This window comes from uncultured Microbacterium sp. (assembly GCF_947489255.1).
GTDB classification, from domain to species: domain Bacteria; phylum Actinomycetota; class Actinomycetes; order Actinomycetales; family Microbacteriaceae; genus Microbacterium; species Microbacterium phycohabitans.
The window spans coordinates 652,420-673,915 of sequence record NZ_CANLCY010000002.1 but is presented as its reverse complement, the minus strand read 5'-3'; the positions used below and the strand labels follow the sequence as shown (position 1 = coordinate 673,915).

Genomic DNA, 21,496 nt, shown 5'->3' with positions numbered 1-21,496 from the left:
GACCCGGAGCATCAAGGTTCTCTCAGTCGTCCTGACGGGGCCTAGGGGTCGCCGATGAATGCCCTATGAGCGTATAAGGGGGAGAACGCGGGTCGTCAGGCGCGGGCGTCGGCGGTGGCGCGATCCCGCTCGATCCGGGACGCGGCGATCGGGGCCTTCAGGCGCAGCACCACGACGGTCATCGTCGCTGCGGCCAGAGCCGCGAGCACCATGTGCGTGCCGACGGCCAACTCGGGCAGGCCGTTGCGCGCCTGATAGAGGCCGACGGCGATCTGCACGAGCTCGACGGCGAGGAGGGCGAGGGCCCACCGGCGCAGCGGCAGGCGCAGGCGCCATGCCGCGACGACCACGGCGAGCGTCAGGGCGAACAGCGCGTACCCGGGCCAGGAGTGCACGTGCTCGAGAACCTCGGCATCGAAGCCGTTGCGCCCCGCGGACGCGTCGCCGGAGTGCGGGCCCGCCCCCGTGGTGAGGACACCGAACACGATGGTCAGGGCGAGCAGCCCGGTCGTCGCGTGAACGAGTCCGGCGAACCAGCGCGGCACGGCGAGGGCCCGCGGTCCCGCCGGCTGGTTCATGCGCACCAGGAAGGCCGCGCACACGGAGACCAGCACGACCGAGGCGACGTAGTGGAACCCGACGATGAACGGGTTCAAGCCGGTGAGCACCGTGATGCCGCCCACGACCGCCTGCGCCACGATGCCGCCGAGGACGACCAGCGAGAGCACGAAGAGCACGCGACGCTCGTGCCGCATGCGCCACACCAGCACGACCACCGCGAGGGCGAGGATGCCGACCAGGCCCGTGAGGGTGCGGTTGCCGAACTCGATGATGCCGTGGATGCCCATCTCGGGGGTGTTCACGAGGGAGTCCGCCGTGCAGCGCGGCCAGGTGGGGCAGCCCAGGCCCGAGCCCGTCAGTCGCACGGCGCCGCCGGTGCCGATGATCAGCACCTCGGCGATGAACGACAGCCAGGCGAACACCTTCACCCGCCGGTCGACCTCCGTGGGCAGCCACCCGCCCACGCGCTGCAGCACTCCCGGGACGCGGGACGAGGGGGAGGGGGACGAGGCGGAGGGCATGCGTGCGGCTTCCTGGCGTCGGGGCCGTCCCGGCGTTCGGGAGAGCGGGCCTGCCATGCCGGGAGCGGGTGTTGCCTGTAGAATCGAAGGGTCCGTGTGCAGCGCTCACGCGATCCGCACGACAGACAGTCTAGGCGCGCAGCCAGCGCCTTCGAGCGGGCCCACCAGCGACCAAGCTGTGACTTCGATCGGAGTCCGGAATGTCGGGGCGGATGACACCGTTGTGGCCCGAGAAGGAGAGTGATCACCATGTCCGATGTCCTCATCGACCGACCCGAGCTCGAAAGCCTGGGGCAATACGAGTTCGGCTGGCACGACACCGACGCGGCGGGCGCCCTCGCGCAGCGCGGCATCAACGAGGACGTCGTTCGCGGCATCTCCGCGTTGAAGTCGGAGCCCGAGTGGATGCTGAAGACCCGCCTCAAGGGCTACCAGCTGTTCGGCAAGAAGCCGATGCCCACCTGGGGTGCCGACCTGTCGGAGATCGACTTCGACAACATCAAGTACTTCGTGCGCTCGACCGAGAAGCAGGCGCAGACCTGGGAAGACCTCCCGGAAGAGATCCGCAACACCTACGAGAAGCTCGGCATCCCCGAGGCGGAGCGTCAGCGCCTCGTCGCCGGCGTCGCCGCGCAATACGAGTCCGAGGTCGTCTACCACCAGATCCGTGAGGACCTCGAGCAGCAGGGTGTCATCTTCATGGACACCGACACCGCCCTGCGCGAGCACCCCGAGTTCTTCGAGGAGTACTTCGGCACCGTCATCCCGGCCGGCGACAACAAGTTCGCCGCGCTGAACACGGCCGTCTGGTCGGGCGGTTCGTTCGTGTACGTCCCCAAGGGCGTCCACGTCGAGATCCCGCTGCAGGCCTACTTCCGCATCAACACCGAGAACATGGGCCAGTTCGAGCGGACCCTGATCATCGCGGACGAAGACAGCTACGTGCACTACATCGAGGGCTGCACCGCTCCCATCTACAAGAGCGACTCCCTGCACTCGGCCGTGGTCGAGATCATCGTGAAGAAGAACGCCCGCGTTCGCTACACGACGATCCAGAACTGGTCGAACAACGTCTACAACCTCGTCACCAAGCGTGCCGTCGCCCACGAGGGCGCGACCATGGAGTGGGTCGACGGCAACATCGGCTCCAAGGTGACGATGAAGTACCCCTCCATCTACCTGATGGGCGAGCACGCCAAGGGCGAGACCCTCTCCGTCGCCTTCGCCGGTCCCGGTCAGCACCAGGACGCCGGCGCGAAGATGATCCACATGGCGCCGTACACGCAGTCGTCGATCGTCTCGAAGTCGATCGCCCGCGGCGGCGGTCGTGCCGGGTACCGCGGCGAGGTCCGCGTGGATGCCAATGCGCACCACTCCGCGAACACCGTGCGCTGCGACGCGCTGCTCGTCGACACGATCTCGCGCAGCGACACCTACCCCGCGATCGACATCCGCGTCGACGACGTGCAGCTCGGTCACGAGGCGACCGTCTCGAAGGTCAGCGAGGAGCAGTTGTTCTACCTGCAGTCGCGCGGCCTGCCCGAAGACGAGGCCATGGCCATGATCGTGCGCGGCTTCATCGAGCCGATCGCCCGCGAGCTCCCGATGGAGTACGCGCTCGAACTCAACAAGCTCATCGAGATGGGCATGGAAGGCAGTGTTGGTTAAGTGACGACTGCGACCGAAACCCCCGCAGCCGCCGAGGGTCACATCGACCCGGCAGCCCTCGTGGCATCCGTCGTCCCGGTGCAGACGCGCTCGGAGCGGAAGACCTCGTTCGACCCGGCCGACTTCGGCACGCCCACCGGGCGCGAGGTCAACTGGAAGCTCAGCCCGATCGACCGGCTGGCGCCCCTCTTCGTCGACGAGGCCGGTCCGACCGGCGTCGTGACCGTCGACGTCGAGGCGCCCGCCGAGGTCGAGCAGCTCCGGCTCGCTCCGGGCGACGCCCCCCGCGGGGAGCACTTCCGGCCCGAGGACCTGACCGCCGCCCTCGCATGGACGCACGAGGCCGAGGCGCCTCTGCTGCGCATCCCCGCGAACGTCGAGCTCGACTCGCCCATCGTGGTTCGCCTGACCGGCACCGGCGGGCTCGCGCACGCGCACGTCGTGATCGAGGCGCAGCCGAATTCCCGCGGCACCGTGGTGCTGCGTCACGAGGGCACCGCGAACCACGCGCAGAACGTCGAGATCATCGTGCGCGACGGCGCCGACCTCACGGTCGTCTCGGTGCAGCGGTGGAACGACGACGCCGTGCACGCGGCATCCCACCAGGCCCGCGTCGACCGCGACGCCAAGCTCACGCACGTCGTGGTGAGCTTCGGCGGCGGCGTCGTGCGCGTGAACCCCTCCGTGGAGCTTTCGGGCCCGGGTGCCGAGGGCCGTCTGTATGGTCTGTCGTTCTCCGACGCCGGTCAGCACCTCGAGTCGCAGGTCTACCTGCACCACAAGGGTCCGCACACGGTCGGCGACGTGCTCTACAAGGGTGCGCTGCAGGGCGAGAGCGCGCGCAGCGTCTGGATCGGCGACGTCCTCATCGGACCGGATGCCACGGGCACCGACTCCTACGAGGCCAACCGCAACCTCGTGCTCACCGACGGCGCTCGCGCCGACTCGATCCCGAACCTCGAGATCGAGACGGGCGACATCCAGGGCGCCGGTCACGCCAGCGCGACCGGACGTTTCGACGACGAGCAGCTGTTCTACCTGCAGGCCCGCGGTATCGCCGAAGACGAGGCGCGTCGCCTCGTGGTGCTCGGCTTCCTCAGCGAGATCGTGCAGCGCATCGGCATCCCGGAGCTCGAGACCGAGCTCATCGAGGCCATCGAGCACGAGCTGGCCGAGGGGGCTCCCGCGTGAGCGCCTCCCGTGCCTGTGCGCTGAGCGAGCTCGTTCAGGACGAGGCCCGTCGCGTCGAGATCGACGGGGTGGCCATCGCGGTCGTGCTCGACGGCAACGGCGACGTGCACGCCATCGGCGACGTCTGCACGCACGGCGACATCTCGCTGTCCGACGGCTTCGTCGAGGGCGAGACGCTGGAGTGCTGGGCGCACGGCTCGGCGTTCTCGCTGAAGACCGGCCGCCCGCTGAACCTGCCGGCCTACGAGCCGGTCCCCGTGTACGAGGTCGTGATCGACGGAGACGACGTGCTCATCGATCCGTCCGTCACCAAGGCGACGGCCTGAGCCGCGCCCGAGACCCGAGACTTTACGAGTAAGGAACCCCATGTCTGTCCTCGAGATCCGCGACCTCCACGTGACGGTCGAGACGGAGAACGGTACGACCCCGATCCTCAACGGCGTGACGCTGACGATGCGCACCGGTGAGACCCACGCCATCATGGGCCCCAACGGCTCCGGCAAGTCGACCCTGGCGTACACGATCGCCGGCCACCCCAAGTACACCGTGACGAGCGGCTCCATCACCCTCGACGGTGAGGACGTGCTCGAGATGAGCGTCGACGAGCGCGCCCGCGCGGGACTCTTCCTCGCGATGCAGTACCCGGTCGAGATCCCGGGCGTCACGGTCACGAACTTCCTGCGCACGGCCAAGACGGCCATCGACGGCGAGGCGCCGGCGATCCGCAGCTGGACCAAGGACGTCAAGGGCGCCATGGAGAACCTGCGCATGGACGCGAAGTTCGCCGCGCGCAACGTCAACGAGGGCTTCTCGGGCGGCGAGAAGAAGCGCCACGAGATCCTCCAGCTCGAGCTGCTCAAGCCGAAGATCGCCGTGCTCGACGAGACCGACTCCGGCCTCGACGTCGACGCGTTGAAGATCGTCTCGGAGGGTGTGAACCGCGCGAAGGAGCAGACCGATCTCGGTGTGCTGCTCATCACGCACTACACCCGCATCCTGCGCTACATCCGCCCCGACTACGTGCACGTCGTCGTCAAGGGACGCATCGTCGAAGAGGGCGGGCCCGAGCTCGCCGACCGACTCGAGGAAGAGGGCTACGACCGCTTCCTCGAAGCCGGTACCCCGATCGACGCGTAGGATCGTTACATGACCGCAACGCTCGCTCCCGAGAAGTACGACGAGGTCACCGAGGCCCTGAAAGACGTCATGGACCCCGAACTGGGGATCAACGTCGTCGACCTCGGCCTCATCTACGACCTCGCGTGGGACGACGAGAACGACGCGCTCGTCATCCACATGACCCTCACCTCGGCCGGCTGCCCGCTGACCGACGTTCTCGAAGAGCAGACCGCACAGGCTCTCGACAACGTCGTGGACCGCTTCCGCATCAACTGGGTGTGGATGCCGCCGTGGGGTCCCGAGCGGATCACCGACGACGGCCGCGACATGATGCGCGCCCTCGGGTTCGCGATCTGAGAACGGCTTTCCCTCGAACGCCCATCCCCTCCCGGGGGTGGGCGTTCGTGCGTCCGCGGAGGGCGCGTCCGTGCCCGAGAGCGCGGGAACGTCGCACGATCGTGCGTTGCGAAACGACAACACTCCCGCGGCCGCCGTTGCCGCGAGCGAGCGCGCGCTGGCACACTTCGCGCATGAGAACGCGTGATGCCCGGATCACCGCGGGGCTGGTTCCTCTTCTGCTGCTCGTGCCGCTGGCATCCGGATGCACCGCCGACGCCGTTCCGGCGGTCGGGTCGAGCGCGGCCCCAGCCTCCTCCGACCCTCGCGTCGACGCCCTCGCGACGGTGACGGATGCCACGGTGCAGGCCGCCGTCGCCGACATCGACGCCTCGGTGAAGGCCGCGATGGACGCGACCGGTACGCCGGGCGTGGCCGTCGCCGTCGTCCACGGGGGAGAGACCGTGTTCGCGCGCGGCTACGGGGTGCGCAACCTCGACACGGCCGAGCCGGTGGACGAGAACACCGTCTTCGCGATGGCGTCGGTGTCGAAGTCGATCGGTGCGACGGTGGTCGCGCGGGCGATCGACGAGGGGCTCGTGACCTGGGACACCCCGGTGCAGGAGAACCTGCCCTCCTTCGCCCTGTCCGACCCGTGGGTGTCGCAGAACCTCACGATCGCCGACCTCTACGCGCACCGCTCCGGGCTGTACGAGCACGCAGGCGACGAGCTCGAGGAGATCGGCTACGACCGCGCAACCGTGCTCGATCGCCTCCGGCTCGTGCCGCTCGAGGGTTTCCGCAGCTCCTACGCGTACGGGAACTTCGACATCACGGCGGCGGCGGAATCCGTCGCCGCCGCCGCGGGGGAGGACTGGGCCGACCTGTCGGAGCGATTGCTCTACGCCCCCCTGGGCATGTCGAGCACCTCCTCGCGGTTCGCCGACCTCGCGGCGCGCGAGAACCGGGCGATGGGGCATCAGAAGGTCGACGGCACGTGGGTGGTCAGCCCCGAGCAGCGACAGCCCGATGCGCAGTCGCCGGCGGGCGGGGTGAGTTCGAGCGTCACCGACATGGCGCGGTGGATGACGATGGTGCTCGCCGCGGGGGCGGGGGACGAGGCCTTCGTCAGTCGCCCCGCGCTCCTGCCGGCCGTGACGCCGCAGATCATGACCGGGCGCGACCCGGCCGAGTCGACGATGAACCAGCGCGCGGGTTTCTACGGCTACGGGTTCAACGTCACGACGACGGCGGGCGGCCTCGTCGAGGTCAATCACTCGGGCGCCTTCCGTCTCGGCACCGGGACGACGGTGAAGATGCTGCCCGCGGCCGATCTCGGCATCGTCGTGCTCGCGGATGGCGAGGCGAACGGCGTCGCGGAGGGCATCGCCGGGCGCTTCGCGGACATCGCGCAGTACGGCGCGCAGCGCCAGGACTGGCTGGCGCTCTACATGGGCGTCTTCGCGCAGATGGCCGAACCGATGGGCGAGCTCGCCGGACAGGTCCGTCCCGCGGATGCCGCACCTCCGGCCGCGCTGGACGGCTACACCGGGGTGTACCGCAACGCCTACCTCGGCGACGCGACCGTGAGCGTCGTCGACGGCGCGCTGCAGCTCGCCCTCGGTCCGACCGGTCGGTGGACCCTCAGCCCCTGGGACGGTGACGTCTTCACCTTCGCCCCGACGGGGGAGAACGCCACGGAGGACACGGTCTCGAAGGCGACGTTCGAGACGGACGGCACGCTCGTGCTGGAGTACTTCGATCAGCACGGGATGGGAACCTTCCGTCGATGAGATGCGCATGACGCGCCGTGTCACCGGCCGACGGGCCGCCGCAACGGCCCCGGTAGCCTCGAGGGCATGAGCGTCACCCCCCTGCAGGCCCTGCCCCTGGACCTCCTTCGCCAGCGCTCCAGCACGAAATGGCGCTCGTACGGCGACGACGTCATCCCCATGTTCGTCGCGGAGACCGACTTCCCCCTCGCCCCCGCGATCACCACGGCCCTTCATCGCGCGGTCGAGATCGGCGACACGGGGTACACCCCGCCCCGGCCGGGGATCGACCTCGATTTCGCCGCCTACGCCGATCGCCGGTGGGGGTGGGAGATCGATCCGGCGCGCGTGCGGTGGACGGGCGACGTGATGATGGGGGTCGTCGAGGTGCTCCGCGCGGTGACCTCACCCGGTGATCGCGTCGTGGTGACGCCCCCGGTGTACCCGCCGTTCTACGACACCGTCGAGGAGGCGGGGGCCGTCGTCGAACGCGTGCCTCTCCTCGACGACGGTGAGCGCTGGAGCCTCGACCTCGACGGGATCGAGAGGGCCCTGGCATCCGGTGCGCGTGCGGTGCTGCTGTGCAACCCGCACAATCCCACCGGCACCGTGCACGCGCGGGACAGTCTGGCGGCGCTCGCGCGCCTGGCGGCTCGCTACGGCGCGAGCGTCGTGAGCGACGAGATCCACGCGCCGCTCACGCACGCGCCGGCCGTGTTCACCCCGTTCCTGGATGCCGCGCCGGAGGCGGCGGCGGTCGGCTACGCGGTGACGAGTGCGAGCAAGACGTACAACCTCGCCGGGCTCAAGTGCGCGGTCATCGTCACCGGGTCGGAGGAGACCGCCCAGGTCGTGCGCGCGCTGCCGTGGGAGGTCGAATGGCGCGCGGGCCTGTTCGGCGTCATCGCCAACCGGGCCGCGTTCGCGGCGGAGAGCGATGCGTGGCTCGACGGGCTGCTGGCGGCTCTCGACGAGAACCGGCGACTGCTGGCCGACCTGCTCGCCGAGCACCTGCCGCTCGCGCGGTATCGGATCCCGGATGCCGGTTTCCTCGCCTGGGTCGATGTGTCGGCGTACGGCTGGGGCGACAATCCCGCGCCCTTCATCCGGCGAGAGGCGAAGGTCGCGCTCCACCACGGTCCGCTGTTCGGTACGGAGGGCATCGGGCACGTGCGCATCAACGTGGGGTGCGCACCGGAGGTGCTGCGCGAGGCGATCGAACGCCTCGGCGCGTTGGCGCCGCGGAGCTGACGCCGGTCGTCCACCGGCGAGGTTTCCGTGGCCGCTCGCCTGGCATCCGAAGATAGGTAAGGATATCCTTATCGAGTGAAGACAGCCACGCGCCCTGCCTACCGCCCGTACGTCGCCGTGGTGACGGCCGCTCGCCGCCTGTCGCCCCACTTCGCCCGCATCACCTTCACCTGCCCGGACTTCGAGGTGTTCGGCACCGACCGGCGCGACCAGCGGGTGAAGATCGTCCTCCCCGGGGCGGACGGCCGCCTGTGCGACATCGGACAGTACGACCCCGAGGCGATCGACAACGGCGAGTGGTACACGCGGTGGCGCGACCTCCCCGACGAGGAGCGGATGCCGTTCCGCACCTACACCGTGCGGCGCATCGATCCCGAGGCGCTCGAGCTCGACATCGACTTCGTTCTGCACCACGACGCCGGCCCGGCCGGTTCGTGGGCGGAGTCGGCGACCGCGGGCGACAGCATCCTGGTGGTGGGTCCCGACGCGCGCAGCGAGGATTCGGCCCAGGGGATCGACTTCCACCCCGGTACGGCCCAGCGGCTTCTGCTCGCGGGCGACGAGACGGCCGCCCCGGCGATCTGCGCAATTCTCGAGGGCCTCGGCCCCGGCTTCGTCGTCGACGCCTTCGTGGAGGTGCCGACCATCGACGATGCGCTGCCCCTCGGCCCCGGCGCCCTGCCGGTCACGTGGCTCGCCCGCGACGAGCGCCCGCACGGAGAAGCCTTGATCGAGGCGGTCGAGGCGTGGGCCGCGAGATCCGGGGCGGTGCTGGAGCGGGCCGCGGCTCCGCGCCCGCAGGAGCTCGAAGACATCGACCTCGACGTCGATCTGCTGTGGGACAGTCCCGCCGACGGCGAGGGGGAGTTCTACGCGTGGATCGCGGGCGAGTCGCAGACGGTCAAGACGCTGCGGCGACTGCTCGTGCAGGGCCACGGTGTCGACCGCAAGCGCGTGGCGTTCATGGGGTACTGGCGCGACGGGCAGGTCGAGCGCACAGTCTGAGAGGTCTCCGACGAGGGGCTGCCAGCGGAAGAGGGCCCGGACGGCGATGCCGTCCGGGCCCTTCTGCGCTGTCGTGACCGGTGGCGCCGGAGCGAGGGCGTCAGAGACTCTCCTGCGAGCGGGGGAGTCGTGCTCCGGCCTCAGTGCGACGGTGCCGCGGTCTCGGTCAGGGTGTGATGGCGCCCGATCGGCACGATCATCGGTCGGCCCGTGAGGGGGTCGGGCACGACGCGGCTGCGCAGCCCGAAGACCTCCTGCACGGTGTCTTCGGTGAGGACCTCGGCCGGGTCGCCCGCCGCGACGATGCGCCCCTGCGCCATCGCGACGAGATGGTCGGCGTACCGCGCGGCGAGGTTGAGGTCGTGCAGCACCATCGCGACGGTGGTGCCGCGCTCGCGATTGAGGTCGGTGAGCAGGTCGAGCACGTCGATCTGGTGGCTGATGTCGAGGAACGTCGTCGGTTCGTCGAGCAGCAGCACGTCGGTCTCCTGGGCGAGGGCCATCGCGATCCAGACGCGCTGACGCTGGCCGCCGCTGAGCTGATCGACGTGCCGGTCAGCGAGGTGGGCGGTGTCGGTGGCGTCGAGGGCGCGGGCCACGGCGTCGTCGTCGGCGCGCGTCCACCGCGAGAGCGCGCCCTGGTGCGGGTGGCGACCGCGGCTGACGAGGTCGGACACCGCGATGCCGTCGGGAGCGACCGGCGACTGGGGGAGCAGCCCCAGCACGCGCGCGACCTGCTTCGTCGGCATCCGGTGGATCGCCTTCCCATCCAGCAGCACCTGTCCGGTGGTGGGGGAGAGCAGGCGCGCCATGGCCTTGAGGAGCGTCGACTTCCCGCACGCGTTCGCGCCGACGATGGCGGTGACCTTCCCGGGCGGGAGGGAGAGGTCGAGCGAGTCGACGATCGTGCGGTCTCCGTAGCCGAGGGTGACGCCTTCGGCGGTCAGGCTGCGTTCGACGGTCATCGTGTCATCCCTCCGAAACGGGAGCGGGGAGGAGTCGGCTGTCCAGGGAGAGTCATAGCGACGTTCCTTCGGATCGGCTGCTGCGGATGAGCAGGAAGACGAGGTAGGGCGCCCCCAGCACGCCGGTGATCACACCGACGGGCAGGCGTGTGCCGAAGGCGTACTGGGCGGCGAAGTCCGCGACGAGCACGAGCAGCGCGCCCACGAGACCGGCCGGCAGCACGGGCGAGCCGACCGGCCCCAGCAGACGCACGGCGATGGGGCCGGCCAGGAACGACACGAACGCGATGGGTCCCGCCGCGGCGGTGCCGAAGGCGAGGAGTCCGACCGCCGCCACGATCAGCAGCAGACGGCTGCGCTCGACGGGCAGGCCGATGGCCGAGGCGGTGTCGTCGCCCATGCGGAGGACCTCGAGGCGCCCCGAGAGGACCAGCAGCACCGGGCCGAGCACGACGACCGCGAAGAGCACGGGGAGGGCGCGATCCCACGTGGCGTCGTTCAGGTTGCCGGTGATCCAGCGCATGGCGGCGGGGAGGTCGTACTGTGCGGCGCGCGCGATCACGTACGACACGACGGCCTGGCACATGGCGGCCACGCCGATGCCGACGAGGATGAGCCGCGCCCCGGAGCTGCCGTCGCGGTAGGCCAAGAGGTAGATGACGAGTGCGACGGTGAGGGCTGCGGCCATCGCGAGGAACGACACGCCCGTCTCGCTCAGGCCGAGGACGACGATGCCGATGACGGCGGCGGCGCTGGCCCCGGTGTTGATGCCGATGACGTCGGGACTGGCGAGGGCGTTGCGGAGCATGGTCTGGAAGACCACCCCGCCCATGCCGAAGCAGAGGCCCGTGAGAAGTCCCGTCATCGCCCGCGGCAGGCGCAGCTCTCCGACGGTGAACGACGCTCCCGCCACGCGTCGACCGGTCACGACACCCCAGACATCCGCCGGGGAGTAGAAGGTCTGACCGAGCATGAGGCTGAGGGCGAACGACACCAGCACGAGGGCGGCGAGCACGCCCGTGACGACGAGCCAGCGTCGCCGCCGACGGCGTCGACCCGCGACGACGGATGCCAGGGTGTCGGGCGCAGCGCTCGGAAGGGCGCCGAGAGGCGCGATGGACGTGCTCACAGGGCCCTCATCCTCTGTCGGCGCACGAGCGCGATGAAGAACGGAGCACCGACGATGGCGGTGACGATGCCGACCTCGATCTCTTCGGGACGGGCGACGACGCGTCCGACGACGTCGGCGAGGGTGAGCAGCGTCGCCCCGCCCAGTGCCGACACGGGAAGGAGCCACCGGTGGTCGACGCCGACGAGGAGGCGGAGCATGTGCGGCACGACGAGCCCCACGAAACCGATGGGACCGGCGACGGCGGTGGCCGCACCGCAGAGCACGACGGCGCCGCCGGTCGCGATCAGGCGCGCGGTGCGCACGCGCGCGCCGAGGCCGGCGGCGAGTTCGTCGCCGAGGGCGAGGGTGTTCAACGCCGACGCGCTGGCGAGGCTGACGAGCAGACCCACGCCGAGGAAGGGGAGCACCTGCAGGATCGTCGGGAACGTGGCCCCGCCGACGCCCCCGATCTGCCAGAACCGGAAGACGTTCAGCACCTCGGTGCGGGGGAGCAGGATCGCGCTCGTCAGCGAGCTGAAGGCCACCGCCGTGACGGCGCCGGCGAGGGCGAGGCGCAGGGGGGTCGCCCCTCCCCGCCCGAGGGAACCGATGGCGTAGACGAGCACGGCAGCACCGGCGGCCCCCAGCATCCCAGTCCAGATGTACATCGAGGGCGAGCTGAGGCCGAAGAAGGCGATGCCCGTGACGATCGCGAGTCCCGCACCCCCGTTGATCCCGAGGATCTGCGGGTCGGCCAGCGGGTTGCGCGTGGCCCCTTGCAGCACGGTGCCCGCGACGGCGAGCGCGGCTCCGACGAGGATCGCGAGGACGGTCCGGGGGATGCGCTTCGCGACCGCGGCGCTGGAGGCCGAGTCGGTGGAGCCGTTCAGGCCGGCCCAGACGTCGGCGGCCGTGACGTCGCGCGCGCCGAAGGTGACCGACAGGATCACGGCGATGAGCAGCAGGATGACGAGAGCGACGACGCCGACGACGCGTCGCCGCCCCCAGCGACGCGGGCGTGCGTCGCCGGGGGCGGTGACGGTCGGAGCGAGAGCGGTCATCGCGCCGACGGACGGGAGGCGTGCATCAGGACGCCGCCTTCTCGGCGGCCGCGCCCACCAGCGCGATGTAGTCGTCGCCGTAGCTGGTGCCGATGTTGAGGGGGGTCGGCGTGATCGCAGACGAGAGGGTCGAGTTGTCCTCGACCACGGCGATGGCGCCGTTCTTCACGGCGGGCACCTTCGACAGCAGGGGGTCGGCCTGCATCGCGGCGATCATGTCGTCGCTGCCGTAGGCGACCATCACGTCGACGTCGGCGAACTTCTCGATCTGCTCGGTGCTGGGGGTGAACCAGAAGGTCTCCGACGCGGCCGACTCCTCGGACACGTAGGAGGAGGGGGCCAGTCCGAGCTCCTGCAGGTATCCCATGCGCGGGTCGAGCGTGCTGTAGAAGCCGAGGGTCGACAGGTTCGTCGGGTCGAAGTAGGTCAGCAGCGACTTCTTGTCCGCGAGGGCGGGGTACTTCGCCGCTTCGGCGGCGATGTGCTCCTCCTTTTCGGCGACGAGCGCGTCCGCTTCGTCCTTGAGGCCGAGGGCGGTGCCGTCGAGGACCGTCATCTGCTGCCAGGTGGTGCCCCAGGCGACGTCCTGGTAGGTGACCACCGGCGCGATCTTGCTCAGCGTGTCGTACTGCTCCTGCGTCATGCCCGAGTAGGCGGCCAGGATGACGTCGGGCTGGGCGTCCGCGATGGCCTCGTAGTCGTAGCCGTTCGACTCGTCCATCAGCACGGGCGTCTCGGCGCCGAGCTCGGCCAGCTTGTCCTTGGTCCAGGGAAGGAGTCCGTCGCCGTCCTCGTCTCCGTAGGTGACCTTCGGCATGGCGACCGGCACGACGCCGAGAGCCAGGGCGACGTCCTGGTTGCCCCAGTCGACGGTGACGACGCGCTCGGGTTTGGCGTCGATGGTGGTCTCGCCGAAGACGTTCTCGATCGTGACGGGGAAGCCGGCGTCGTCGGACGCGGCTCCCTGCTCGCCGGGGGCGGCGGAGGTGCCGGCGCAGCCGGTCAGGACGAGGGCGGAACCGACGGCGAGGGCCGCCAGAGCGCGGAATCGGGACACGAAGAGCCTCCTGCGTGTTAGGTAAGGATAGGCTTAGTTTAGGTCAGTCGCCGGGTGAGAACGCAAACCCGGATGCCACCCGGGCGGGGGATCGTCTCGACGCCGAGACACCCGGGAGCCGGGGTGTTCGTCGTGCCCAGGAGTCGGCATCCCGGGTCGTCCGGTGCGTCACCGCAGTGGTGGATGCGCGCTGCGGACGAGGCTGTCGACGGGTTCGCAGGGGCGCGCCGTATACTGGGTGGCTGGCCTTTCTCGGCCTGTTCCCCATCCCCGACTGAACGGACGTTCGCTGTGCTCGCCGTGCACGACCTCGAGATCCGCGTGGGTGCCCGCGTGCTCATGTCCGACGTGGCGTTCCGCGTCTCCGACGGCGACAAGATCGGCCTCGTCGGGCGCAACGGCGCCGGGAAGACCACCCTGACGAAGGTGCTCGCCGGCGACCTGCTGCCCTCGAACGGCGGCGTCGACCGCTCGGGCGAGCTGGGCTACCTGCCGCAGGACCCGCGCTCGGGCGACCCCGAGATGCTCGCGCGCACCCGCATCCTCGACGCGCGCGGCCTGGGCTCGCTCGCCCTCGGCATGCACGAGGCGTCGATGGCGATGGGCGACGACGATGCCGCGGTCGCGGCCAAGGCGATGAAGAAGTACGCCCGTCTCACCGAGCAGTTCGAAGCCGCGGGCGGATACGCGGCGGAGGCCGAGGCGGCATCCATCGCCCACAACCTGTCGTTGCCCGACCGGATCCTCGATCAGCCGCTGAAGACCCTGTCGGGTGGTCAGCGACGCCGTATCGAGCTCGCGCGCATCCTGTTCTCGGACGCGCAGACGATGATCCTCGACGAGCCGACCAACCACCTCGACGCCGACAGCGTGGTGTGGCTGCGCGAGTTCCTCAAGGGCTACAAGGGCGGGCTCATCGTGATCTCGCACGACGTGGAACTGGTGGGCGAGACGGTGAACCGCGTGTTCTACCTCGACGCCAACCGCCAGGTCATCGACGTCTACAACATGAACTGGAAGAACTACCTGCGTCAGCGGGTCGCGGACGAGGAGCGCCGCAAGAAGGAGCGCGCCAACGTCGAGAAGAAGGCGACCGCTCTGCAGCTGCAGGCGGCGCGCTTCGGCGCCAAGGCGTCGAAGGCCGCGGCGGCGCACCAGATGGTCGCCCGCGCCGAGAAGATGCTCTCGGGCCTCGACGACGTGCGTCAGGACGAGCGGGTCGCCAAGCTCCGCTTCCCCAAGCCGGCACCGTGCGGCAAGACCCCGCTCATGGCATCCGGTCTGTCGAAGTCGTACGGATCGCTGGAGATCTTCACCGACGTCGATCTCGCGATCGACCGCGGTTCGCGCGTGGTCATCCTGGGCCTGAACGGTGCGGGCAAGACGACGCTGCTGCGCATCCTCGCCGGCGTCGACCAGCCCGACACCGGTCAGCTCGAGCCCGGGCACGGCCTGAAGATCGGCTACTACGCGCAGGAGCACGAGAACCTCGACGTGAACCGCTCGGTGCTCGAGAACATGATGTCGTCGGCCCCGCACATCACGGCGACCGAGGCGCGCAAGGTGCTCGGGTCGTTCCTCTTCGTCGGGGATGACGTGCTCAAGCCCGCGGGCGTGCTGTCGGGCGGCGAGAAGACGCGTCTGTCGCTCGCGACGCTCGTGGTGTCGTCGGCGAACATGCTGCTGCTCGACGAGCCGACGAACAACCTCGACCCCGCCTCGCGCGAGGAGATCCTGGGGGCGCTCGCGCACTACGAGGGCGCGGTCGTCCTCGTCTCGCACGACGAAGGCGCCGTCGAGGCGCTCAACCCCGAGCGCGTGCTGATCCTCCCCGACGGCGTCGAGGACATCTGGGGTCGCGACTACGCGGACCTCATCACGCTCGCGTAATCGCCCCGGACCGGATGCCGTGACCGGCGGCATCCGTCCGCCTCACGGCGCCTCAGCGCGTCCGGGCTCGGCATCCGCTCCGGTTCAGCGTGCGTCGAGCAGGGCGTCCTCGTCGTCGGCGTCGCGGTCTTTCGGGCGCTTGCGCGAGCGGTGGAGGGCCACCGGGTCGATCCGGCGGCGCTCGCCCGAGGACGGCGTGGATGCGGCCGCGGTGAGGGGGGACTCGTCGTCGTCGGCCTCTTCTCGGCGGAGCTTGCGCTCGTTGACGATCACGTAGGTGATGAAGGCGAAGCCCATGATGGCGAAGAGGATCCACTGGATCGCGTACGACAGGTAGGGCCCCGGGTCGTTGCTGGGCGGATCGATGGGGAAGGGAGCGGATGCCGGGGCGGGGGTCTCCGACATCAGCAGTCCGTACGCACCCTGTTCGAGCGGTCCCGTCTGTGCGGCGACGAGGCCGAGGTTGATCGTCGGCACCTGCCCGGCCTCGGCCGTGCGGCCCGAGGTGGGCGCCGCCTCGCCGGGACGCAATCGCACCTCGACGACCACGTCTCCCGAGGGCGGGGCGGGGATCTCGTCGGGGTCGGCCTGACGGTTGCCGGGCGGGAGCCAGCCGCGGTCGACGAGGAAGACGCGTCCGTCGGTCAGTCGGAAGGGGACGAGCTGCTCGTAGGCGGCCGAGCCACCGTGCGCGCGGTTGCGCACGAGGAGCTGCTCGTCGGCGAGGTACTGCCCTTCCAGCCGTACGGGCCGCCACTCGTCGGACGGGGTGAGATCGGCGCCGGGGGCGAGGAGGTCGCCCAGGGCGACGGCCGGGGCGTCGTAGTTGTCGGCGACGAGCTGCAGCTGCTCGCTGCGCTCGGCGTTGCGGGAGAACTGCCAGTTCGACAGGAACGCGCACGCGACGGCGAAGAGGATCGCGACGCCGACGTACATCGCCCAGCGGCCCAGGGCGGGCATCTCGCGGGCGCTCATGCGGACGCTCCGCGCTCGGGGGCCGCGCTCACTCCGGGTCGTGCATCCACGTCAACCAGGGTACGTCGCACGGACGCTCAGACCGATTCGCCCGTGAGAGCACCGACCTCGACGGGGAAGTCGCGCGCCGTCAGGAATTCGCGCAGATAGGCGACGTGCTCGTCGCACGCGACCCAGGTCTTGCGGCGATCGGCGGTGTGGATCCGCGGATTGCGCCAGCGGATCGCCCAGACGGCGGTGTCGCGGCATCCGGCCCGGGAACACTCGGCTGGTGCGTCGTCCCGTGGTGCGCCGCCCGTGGGCGCGTCGCCCCGGGGTGCGCCGCTCGGGGTGGCGTCGCTCGGGGTGGCGTCGCTCGCGAAGGTTTCGCTCGGGTGCGTACGACTCACGGGCACGTCGCCCCGGGGCGCGTGACGGGGGGTGGTGTCGCTCACGGGCGGTCGTCGCGGGGCGCGTCGAGGCGCGGGGTCTCGGCGATGCGGATGACGACGGGGCCGTCGGACGCGGCCGCGGCGGCCGCGGGTGCGGGACGCGGCGCTTCGATCGCACGCTCGGGACTGATCGCGGTGGTGTCGGCCGCGTCTTGACCGACGTTGGCGACGATGACCGCGAGATAGGGGAGGAAGATGGCCCCCGCCGCGAAGACGAACGTATACCAGCCGTAGGGCGTGACGACCGCCATCGCGATGAAGCACGCGATGCGGATCCCCATCATCACCATGTACTTGGCGAAACGGCTGTCGGCGTCCTCCCGGGGAGCCTTGGGGAGCGACGTCGCGGATTGGGCGGCGCGGTTGGTCTTCACAGTGGTCTCAGGGTACGCCCGTGCGGACCGGGGTCGGCGCGTTCGGGGAACGGTCTTCTCGATGTCATGACAAGAGGGACGGGACCGGGGAATCGTCGGGGCCGTGCGCTTCGCGCGATTGGGACGGGCTGACGGTTCCGACAGCCCCGCCCCGTCGCTCGCGGTCGGCGTGTTCGGGGCGTCGACGACCCCCGGGTCCGTCGCCTGCGCGCGGCGCGTTCGCTGCCGCCGACGCAGAGGCGTCGCGGCGACCCTGGCGTGGCGATCCGCCCGCGGAGGGCTCAGACGCCGTATCGCGAGCCCGACGCCCCGGCGCTGACCGCGACCAGGATGATGAAGCCGACGATGAGCAGTGCCGCGAGTCCGAGGCTGATGTAGCCGATCAGCAGGCCGGCGAGTCCCATTCCGCGCCCGCGCTCGCCCGACGTCTTGATCTGCTTGAGCGAGATGTGTCCGGTGACGATGCCCACGATCTGCCCGATCACGGGGATGACGAAGATCCCCACGAGGGATGCCACGAGCGAGACGATCGCGAGGGGGTTCGTGCGGGCCGGGGCGGTGCCGTAGCCGTACGAGGCGGCGCCGTACGCCGATCCGCCGTAGGCCGGGGCGCCGTACGCGGGGGCGCCGGGGGTCGGAGCTCCGTAGGCGGGGGCGCCGTAGGTGGAGCTCGAGGCGCCGGTGGTGTCATAGGGCGGGGTGGCGGGCTCGCCGGAGGCGGGAGCGGGGTACGCGGGAGGGCCGGACGGCGCCGCGCCGAAGGCGGGTGCGGCGTCGGAGGCCGAGGGCGCCGAAGCGCCGTCGGAGGGCGCCGGATCCACCGGCGCGGGCTCGCCGTACGCGGGCGGCGCGTCGGAGACGGGAGCGTCGGGGGTGCTGGTCGCATCCGACGAACCACTCGTGGTGGCGTCGCGACCCGCCGCCTCGTCGCGCGGCGCGTAGGGCGATCCCGACGTGTCGGGGGCGGAAGCGTCGGCCCCCGTCGCGTGCTCGGGCTGGTTCGGGGCGGGGGTGCGGTCGTCGCTCACGGTGTTCCCTTTCGTCGCGCTCACTCCAGCGTTTCAGCGGCGCTCGGCCCGTGTCAAACCCCGCGGGCGGTGCGCAATGGTGACTCATCGCGACGCGGAGACCCCGGCGAGCACGGACGATCACCGCCGGGCGAGGGGCACGCAGTGCGCTGTCGGTAGGCTGAGGCGGTTCCGTCTCTCGCAAGCCCAGGAGTTCCGTCATGTCTCAGGACCGCGTCGTCGTCGTCACCGGAGGGAACCGGGGGATCGGTCGCGCCATCGCCGAACGTTTCGTCGCCGAAGGATGGAAGGTCGCCGTCACCGCGCGCTCGGGCGAGGGCCCCGAGGGAACGCTGACGGTGCGCGCCGACGTGACCGACGCGGCGGCCGTCGACGCCGCCTTCTCGCAGGTCGAGGCCGAGCTCGGTCCGATCGTGGTCGTCGTCGCGAACGCCGGCGTCACGAAGGACACGCTTCTGCTGCGCATGAGCGAAGACGACTTCGACAGCGTCGTCAGCACCAACCTCGGTGGGGCGTTCCGCGTCGTCAAGCGCGCATCGAAGGGCATGCTGAAGGCGCGCTGGGGTCGCGTCATCCTGATCTCCAGCGTCGTGGGTCTGTACGGCTCGGCCGGACAGATCAACTACGCCGCGTCGAAGAGCGCGCTCGTCGGCTTCGCCCGCTCGCTGACCCGCGAGCTGGGTGGACGCGGGATCACGGCGAACGTCGTCGCCCCCGGCTTCATCGAGACCGACATGACGGCGGAGCTGCCCGCCGACACGCAGGCGGAGTACAAGAAGAACATCCCCGCGGGTCGGTTCGCCTCGCCCGACGAGGTCGCCGGCGTCGTGACCTGGCTCGCCGGAAACGACGCGGCCTACATCTCGGGTGCCGTCATCCCGGTCGACGGTGGCCTCGGCATGGGGCACTGACTCCGTCCCGGGCCGCTCGCCGCATCGCCGCTCGTAATGGTGCGGCCCCTGACGGTGCCCACACGTCACGCCGCCGCGCGTCACGTCGCCGCGCGTCACGGCCCCGCGCGTCACTTCGCCGCTCGTCACGGCTCCGCTCATGACGCGAAGCCCGTCACCGCACCGCGGCGACCAGGTGCTCCGCGAAGCGCTCGGGCTGCGAGAACTGCGGCCAGTGGCCGGTGTCGAGGTGGATCACCTCGGCGTCTCGCACGCGGGAGAACTCGCGAGCGAAGGCCTCCCACTCGGCGAGCATCCGCGGCAGCGTCTCGGCGTCGAGGCGTCCGGACAGCACGGTGAGGGGGATGTCGTAGCGCCGCTCGTCGGTGAGGGTCAGGGGCGAACTCGGAACGCGACCGGGCACGTCGACCACCTGCGCGGCGGTACGTCGGCGGGTGTCGTCGTCGAGGTCGGAGACGTCGTCGTCGTCGAAGAAGTCCCACCCCGGGAAGGGGACGACGCCGTCGTCGATCGGGAACTCCGAGATCATGGCGCCCGGGGGCGGGACGACCGTGTCGACCAGCACGACCCGCTGCACGCGGTCGGGGCGACGATCGGCGGCTCCCCACACGACGTTGCCGCCGCCGGAATGTCCGACGAGAACCACCGGGGCGTCGACGCGGTGAATCTCGGAGACCACGGCGTCGACCCAGTCGTCGATGACGAGGTCGCCGACGGCGGGACCCGGGAGGGTGAGAGCGTGCGGATGATGCCCCGCGGCGCGCAGCGAGGGCAGCACCGCGTCCCACGACGATGCGTCGAGCCAGAGACCGGGTACGAGGATGACGTCCATGTCGGCAGCGTAGGACGCCCCTCCGACATCGGCCAGAGCCCCCGATGTCGGGCGCGCGGGCGGGTCGACCTCCGCCGGTCGCGCCACGCGGGATCCCGTCGGACGCACCCGACGAGCTCGCGCGCTCAGCGGGGCAGCAGCGCGATGACCTGAGCCAGGTCGACGTCGCCGACGACGAGGTCGGCGCGTTCGCGCACAGCGGGCTTGGCGTTGAAGGCGAGGCCCAGGCCCGCGGCCTTCATCATCTCGAGGTCGTTCGCCCCGTCGCCGATCGCGAAGGTGAGGCGCGGGGGGACCCCGTGCTCGTCGGCCCAACGCCGCAGCGTCTCGGCCTTGGCCGTGGCATCCACGATGTCGCCGTCGACCTCGCCGGTGAGCGCGCCGTCGGTCGCGACCAGGCGGTTCGCGCGCCAGACGTCGACCCCGAGGTCGGGGGCGACGGTGTCGAGCACCTCGTGGAAGCCGCCCGAGACCACGCCCACGACCCCGCCGCGCTCGTGGACGGCGGCGACGAGCTCGCGCACGCCCGGGGTCGGTTGGATGCGAGCGACCGCGCGGGCGAACGCGTCGGTCGACACGCCCGCGAGCGCCTGCACGCGCGAGCGGAGGCTCGTGGCGAAGTCGACCTCTCCGCGCATGGCCGCCTCGGTGGCGGCGGCGACCTCGGCCCCGCGGCCCGCCTCGTCGGCGAGGAGTTCGATGACCTCGTTGCGGATGAGGGTCGAATCGGCGTCGAGGACGACGAGGAAGCGAGCGGTCGAAGTCACGCGCTCGACCCTAGCGTGTGGCATCCCGGCCGACGGGCGCCGGACGGCGCCGACACGCGCGTCGCCGTCGCACGGCGTCACGATCGCGACCGGTCCCGGACCGCGCCCGTAGGCTGGAACCTTCCCCCGCCTCCTGAGAAGGGACCCTCCATGGCCGATGTCGAAAGCTTCACCCTGGACCACACCGCCGTGCTGGCGCCCTACGTCCGCCTGATCGGCACGGAGTCGGGCCCCCGGGGCGACGTCATCAGCAACTTCGACCTGCGTCTCGTGCAGCCCAACGAGCAGGAGATCCCCACCGGGGGCCTCCACACCATCGAGCACCTGCTCGCGAGCCTGGTCCGCGACCGCATCGACGGTCTCATCGACATCTCGCCCTTCGGATGCCGCACGGGCTTCCACGTCATCATGTGGGGCGAGCCCGACATCGAGGCCCTCGTCACCGCCATCACCGACTCGCTGCGCGCGATCGCGGAGGACGTGCAGTGGGAGGACGTCCCCGGCACCGACGCGTTCAGCTGCGGCAACTACCGCGACCACAGCCTGCACAGCGCGCGCGAGTGGTCGAAGGCCGTTCTCGACAAGGGCATCTCGCGCGACGCGTTCGCGCGCGTCGGCGTCTGATCCGCGTCGGTCTCCGAGCCACGTCGAACGCGTGAGCGCGGATCCG

The 21,496-nt window shown here is 70.7% G+C and carries 22 protein-coding genes and 1 pseudogene; 12 read left to right on the top strand and 11 right to left on the bottom strand.

What is annotated here, in order from left to right:
* Positions 1-95: 95 nt before the first annotated feature.
* Positions 96-1,082 carry a COX15/CtaA family protein gene (locus Q0818_RS07130; RefSeq protein ID WP_298873056.1) on the bottom strand — a complete coding sequence of 329 codons (987 nt, stop codon included), beginning with the start codon at positions 1,080-1,082 and terminating at the stop codon, positions 96-98.
* A 249-nt stretch (positions 1,083-1,331) separates the two neighbouring features.
* Between Q0818_RS07130 and sufB the strand changes: the two genes are divergently transcribed.
* From sufB to Q0818_RS07090, 9 genes and pseudogenes are all read left to right on the top strand, one after another.
* The gene (gene sufB, locus Q0818_RS07125) at positions 1,332-2,750 is read left to right on the top strand and encodes a Fe-S cluster assembly protein SufB (RefSeq protein ID WP_298873055.1); all 1,419 of its coding nucleotides are present in this window, start codon (positions 1,332-1,334) and stop codon (positions 2,748-2,750) included.
* A complete protein-coding gene (sufD, locus tag Q0818_RS07120; protein WP_298873054.1) occupies positions 2,751-3,941 on the top strand; it encodes a Fe-S cluster assembly protein SufD in 1,191 nt (396 codons plus the stop codon).
* Complete coding sequence (locus Q0818_RS07115; protein ID WP_076675369.1) at positions 3,938-4,267, top strand: non-heme iron oxygenase ferredoxin subunit; 330 nt, start codon at positions 3,938-3,940, stop codon at positions 4,265-4,267. Before sufD ends, Q0818_RS07115 begins: the two co-directional genes overlap by 4 nt.
* 40 nt (positions 4,268-4,307) lie before the next feature.
* Complete coding sequence (sufC, locus tag Q0818_RS07110; RefSeq protein WP_298873053.1) at positions 4,308-5,078, top strand: Fe-S cluster assembly ATPase SufC; 771 nt, start codon at positions 4,308-4,310, stop codon at positions 5,076-5,078.
* A gap of 9 nt (positions 5,079-5,087) precedes the next feature.
* Positions 5,088-5,417 carry a metal-sulfur cluster assembly factor gene (locus Q0818_RS07105; RefSeq protein ID WP_013586729.1) on the top strand — a complete coding sequence of 110 codons (330 nt, stop codon included), beginning with the start codon at positions 5,088-5,090 and terminating at the stop codon, positions 5,415-5,417.
* Positions 5,418-5,590: 173 nt separating this feature from the next.
* A pseudogene (locus tag Q0818_RS07100) lies at positions 5,591-7,120 on the top strand (serine hydrolase); the annotation flags it as partial.
* Positions 7,056-7,259 carry a DUF1651 domain-containing protein gene (locus Q0818_RS16715; protein ID WP_366943122.1) on the top strand — a complete coding sequence of 68 codons (204 nt, stop codon included), beginning with the start codon at positions 7,056-7,058 and terminating at the stop codon, positions 7,257-7,259. The pseudogene Q0818_RS07100 and the gene Q0818_RS16715, both read left to right, overlap by 65 nt.
* Positions 7,256-8,419, top strand: coding sequence for an aminotransferase class I/II-fold pyridoxal phosphate-dependent enzyme (locus tag Q0818_RS07095; RefSeq protein ID WP_298873049.1), 1,164 nt, complete (start codon positions 7,256-7,258; stop codon positions 8,417-8,419). The genes Q0818_RS16715 and Q0818_RS07095 overlap by 4 nt, the downstream gene beginning before the upstream one ends.
* A gap of 75 nt (positions 8,420-8,494) precedes the next feature.
* Complete coding sequence (locus Q0818_RS07090; RefSeq protein WP_298873047.1) at positions 8,495-9,424, top strand: siderophore-interacting protein; 930 nt, start codon at positions 8,495-8,497, stop codon at positions 9,422-9,424.
* A 140-nt stretch (positions 9,425-9,564) separates the two neighbouring features.
* On the opposite strand, the gene Q0818_RS07085 is transcribed toward Q0818_RS07090, so the two are convergent.
* Genes Q0818_RS07085 through Q0818_RS07070 form a run of 4 tightly spaced genes read right to left on the bottom strand, consistent with a single transcriptional unit; the run spans position 9,565 to position 13,618 of the window.
* Complete coding sequence (locus Q0818_RS07085) at positions 9,565-10,389, bottom strand: ABC transporter ATP-binding protein (RefSeq protein WP_298873045.1); 825 nt, start codon at positions 10,387-10,389, stop codon at positions 9,565-9,567.
* Between the two features lie 52 nt (positions 10,390-10,441).
* Complete coding sequence (locus Q0818_RS07080) at positions 10,442-11,518, bottom strand: iron chelate uptake ABC transporter family permease subunit (RefSeq protein WP_298873043.1); 1,077 nt, start codon at positions 11,516-11,518, stop codon at positions 10,442-10,444.
* The gene (locus Q0818_RS07075; protein WP_298873041.1) at positions 11,515-12,561 is read right to left on the bottom strand and encodes an iron ABC transporter permease; all 1,047 of its coding nucleotides are present in this window, start codon (positions 12,559-12,561) and stop codon (positions 11,515-11,517) included. The genes Q0818_RS07080 and Q0818_RS07075 overlap by 4 nt, the downstream gene beginning before the upstream one ends.
* A 25-nt stretch (positions 12,562-12,586) precedes the next feature.
* On the bottom strand, positions 12,587-13,618 hold the full coding sequence (locus tag Q0818_RS07070) for an iron-siderophore ABC transporter substrate-binding protein (RefSeq protein WP_298873039.1): 1,032 nt from the start codon (positions 13,616-13,618) through the stop codon (positions 12,587-12,589).
* 291 nt (positions 13,619-13,909) lie between these two features.
* Between Q0818_RS07070 and Q0818_RS07065 the strand changes: the two genes are divergently transcribed.
* Positions 13,910-15,508: an ABC-F family ATP-binding cassette domain-containing protein gene (locus Q0818_RS07065; protein ID WP_136585782.1), complete on the top strand. Its 1,599-nt coding sequence runs from the start codon at positions 13,910-13,912 to the stop codon at positions 15,506-15,508.
* Positions 15,509-15,592: 84 nt separating this feature from the next.
* Here Q0818_RS07065 and Q0818_RS07060 read toward each other — a convergent pair whose 3' ends face one another.
* From Q0818_RS07060 to Q0818_RS07045, 4 genes are all read right to left on the bottom strand, one after another.
* The gene (locus Q0818_RS07060) at positions 15,593-16,483 is read right to left on the bottom strand and encodes an SURF1 family protein (protein WP_298873036.1); all 891 of its coding nucleotides are present in this window, start codon (positions 16,481-16,483) and stop codon (positions 15,593-15,595) included.
* 77 nt (positions 16,484-16,560) lie between these two features.
* On the bottom strand, positions 16,561-16,917 hold the full coding sequence (locus Q0818_RS07055; protein WP_298873162.1) for a hypothetical protein: 357 nt from the start codon (positions 16,915-16,917) through the stop codon (positions 16,561-16,563).
* Complete coding sequence (locus tag Q0818_RS07050) at positions 16,914-17,288, bottom strand: DUF3099 domain-containing protein (RefSeq protein WP_298873034.1); 375 nt, start codon at positions 17,286-17,288, stop codon at positions 16,914-16,916. The genes Q0818_RS07055 and Q0818_RS07050 overlap by 4 nt, the downstream gene beginning before the upstream one ends.
* Positions 17,289-17,569: 281 nt before the next feature.
* Positions 17,570-18,316 (bottom strand): DUF4190 domain-containing protein, encoded by a 747-nt coding sequence (locus Q0818_RS07045; RefSeq protein ID WP_298873032.1) that lies wholly within the window; start codon positions 18,314-18,316, stop codon positions 17,570-17,572.
* 200 nt (positions 18,317-18,516) lie between these two features.
* On the opposite strand from Q0818_RS07045, the gene fabG reads away from it, so the two are divergent.
* Positions 18,517-19,227, top strand: a complete 711-nt coding sequence (gene fabG, locus Q0818_RS07040; protein WP_298873030.1) for a 3-oxoacyl-ACP reductase FabG — start codon at positions 18,517-18,519, stop codon at positions 19,225-19,227.
* A gap of 154 nt (positions 19,228-19,381) precedes the next feature.
* Here fabG and Q0818_RS07035 read toward each other — a convergent pair whose 3' ends face one another.
* Together Q0818_RS07035 and serB are read right to left on the bottom strand one after the other, a co-directional pair.
* On the bottom strand, positions 19,382-20,059 hold the full coding sequence (locus Q0818_RS07035; protein WP_298873027.1) for an alpha/beta hydrolase: 678 nt from the start codon (positions 20,057-20,059) through the stop codon (positions 19,382-19,384).
* 125 nt (positions 20,060-20,184) lie between these two features.
* Positions 20,185-20,850: a phosphoserine phosphatase SerB gene (gene serB / locus Q0818_RS07030; RefSeq protein WP_298873026.1), complete on the bottom strand. Its 666-nt coding sequence runs from the start codon at positions 20,848-20,850 to the stop codon at positions 20,185-20,187.
* Positions 20,851-20,976: 126 nt separating this feature from the next.
* Here serB and Q0818_RS07025 point away from each other — a divergent pair, with 126 nt between their 5' ends.
* Positions 20,977-21,450: an S-ribosylhomocysteine lyase gene (locus Q0818_RS07025; protein ID WP_298873024.1), complete on the top strand. Its 474-nt coding sequence runs from the start codon at positions 20,977-20,979 to the stop codon at positions 21,448-21,450.
* Positions 21,451-21,496 lie beyond the last annotated feature (46 nt).